Origin of the sequence: Streptococcus parasanguinis, from assembly GCF_001578955.1 — a bacterium.
Taxonomy (GTDB): domain Bacteria; phylum Bacillota; class Bacilli; order Lactobacillales; family Streptococcaceae; genus Streptococcus; species Streptococcus parasanguinis_U.
In genome coordinates, this window is the sequence record NZ_KQ969690.1 from 519,363 (window position 1) to 521,461 (window position 2,099).

The following is a 2,099-nucleotide window of genomic DNA, read 5'->3' on the forward strand; positions in this document are numbered from 1 at the left end:
CCATTTGGGAAAACCAACGAATTTGATGAAGTAGATTTATCTAAACTACCAGTAGATTCACATGTCCGTTTGGCCAAAGAAGTGGATCGTCCGATTTTACGGCGGTCCTATTCCTATTCGGATGGCATCAATGAACAGACTGGGCAATTTGATGCTGGTTTGATTTTTATCGCCTTTCAAAAAGATCCAAACAGTTTTGTTAAAATCCAAACCAATCTAGGTGCAGTGGATAAAATGAACGAGTACATCACCCATATTGGAAGTGGACTCTTTGCTTGCTTTGCAGGCGTAGAGAAAGGAGGCTACCTTGGTCAAGCACTCTTTGAATAAACTCTTGATCTTGTTAGGCATTCTTGCCTTGTTCTGGACTTATCCAGTAGCTGCGGAATCTTATAGCGATCTCTTTATCAAGATCACAGATGCAACAACCGCTGTAGAAAATAAGAACCAGGATAAGGCCAAGGAATTGATCGCTGAGATTCAGGCTGATTTTAAATCCAAGGACCACCATGATTCCAAGGCAGGAAAAAAAGTTAGCCAAGCTTTAGCTATAAAAGGGGAGATAACCAAAGAGGATATCACCAAGATCTCATCAGCCTTGCTAGCTTTTGAAAAAGAGCAAAATCCAGTCGATTTAGAGGCGGAAAAAGACAAACTCGTGAGTCGCCTCGCTCCTTATTTTAAGAACCTACAAGATGCCATTACAGCTAAGGATCTGGATAAAACCCGTCAAACCTATGCAGATCTTAATAATACCTGGACGCGAAACGAAGCGGTGGTAAGAGATCACAGCACAGCTTACTATGGCAAAATCGAGACGGCCATTTCGCTCTTACGTAGTAGCATTGAAACAGAGCCTACTGACTTCACCAGCATCCAGTCCTCCTATGATGACCTCAAAAATGGGATTGATGCCTTTGTAAAAGGAGAAGCGATTAGCAGTGCTAGTACGGATTTGACACTGAAAGATGGGATCAAGCTTTTGGAGAAGGCGCAAAGCCAATTCCAATCCGGCGACGATAAATCTGCTGCAGCAACTATGAAGCAGTTCATCACCATCTGGCCAACCATTGAGGGGGATGTCAGCACGACCAATCCGAGCCTCTACACGCGCGTAGAGAGTGAATCCCCGGTCATTATGGTTAAGGGGAAAGAAAAGACCTATCAAGAGAAATTACAAGCCTTGATCAGGGACCTGTCTGCGATCGATACGACAGCTTCTTACAACGCTTTTGATGCCATGTTGATTCTTCTGCGTGAAGGAGTAGAAGCCCTTCTGATCGTCATGGCGCTTGTAACGACCCTTAAGGCTGCTAAGATGAGGAAAGGCCTCAAATGGGTCTACGGTGGAGCTGCTGCGGGGGTTCTTGCCAGCGCAGCGATCGCTCTTGTTTTGCAAGTAGCTTTTCCTGCTGTTATTTCGGGGTCTAACCGGGAAATCATTGAAGGGGGCGTTGGGATTTTCGCTGTGGTCATGATGATCCTCATTGGAATTTGGCTACACAGCAAGTCCTCTGTCAAACAGTGGAATGCCTTTATGGACCGTCAGATGAAGACGGTAACGGCTACAGGAAGTTTTGTTTCTATGTTTGCCCTCAGTTTCTTAGCAGTCTTTCGTGAAGGGGCTGAGACCATTCTCTTCTACGTTGGGATCATTCCACGGATTACAACCGCTCATTTCATACTAGGAATCGGGCTTGCCGTAGCCGTTCTCATTATCATTGCAGTGGCGATGACCAAGGCCAGTCAAGCTATCCAACCTCATCGGATCTTTTTCATTCTGACGTGGTTGATTTACGCCTTGGCCTTCAAGATGCTCGGTGTCAGCATCCACGCCCTTCAGTTGACCAATATCCTACCGAGTCATTTGGTCAATGGACTTCCAACCATCGATTGGGCGGGGATCTATCCAAGCTGGGAAGTTCTTCTTCCTCAACTACTCTTTGTGGCCCTGATCGCCCTTATCACGGTGAGACAACATGGCAAAGAGTAGAGCAGATAAAATGACCATTGTCGAGCACTTGGTCGAATTTCGAAAACGATTGATCGCTGTGGTCTTGTGTTATATTATCGTCTTCATCGTAGCCTTTGTATTTGGG

At 45.6% G+C, this 2,099-nt stretch carries 1 protein-coding gene and 2 pseudogenes; all 3 read left to right on the top strand.

The annotated features are described in order from the left end of the window. Positions 1-330: pseudogene (locus tag SPADD19_RS11650) on the top strand (Dyp-type peroxidase domain-containing protein); the annotation flags it as partial. Continuing rightward, on the top strand, positions 308-1,993 hold the full coding sequence (locus SPADD19_RS06425; protein WP_061455554.1) for an FTR1 family iron permease: 1,686 nt from the start codon (positions 308-310) through the stop codon (positions 1,991-1,993). The pseudogene SPADD19_RS11650 and the gene SPADD19_RS06425, both read left to right, overlap by 23 nt. Beyond that, positions 1,980-2,099: pseudogene (locus tag SPADD19_RS11655) on the top strand (twin-arginine translocase subunit TatC); the annotation flags it as partial. The gene SPADD19_RS06425 and the pseudogene SPADD19_RS11655, both read left to right, overlap by 14 nt.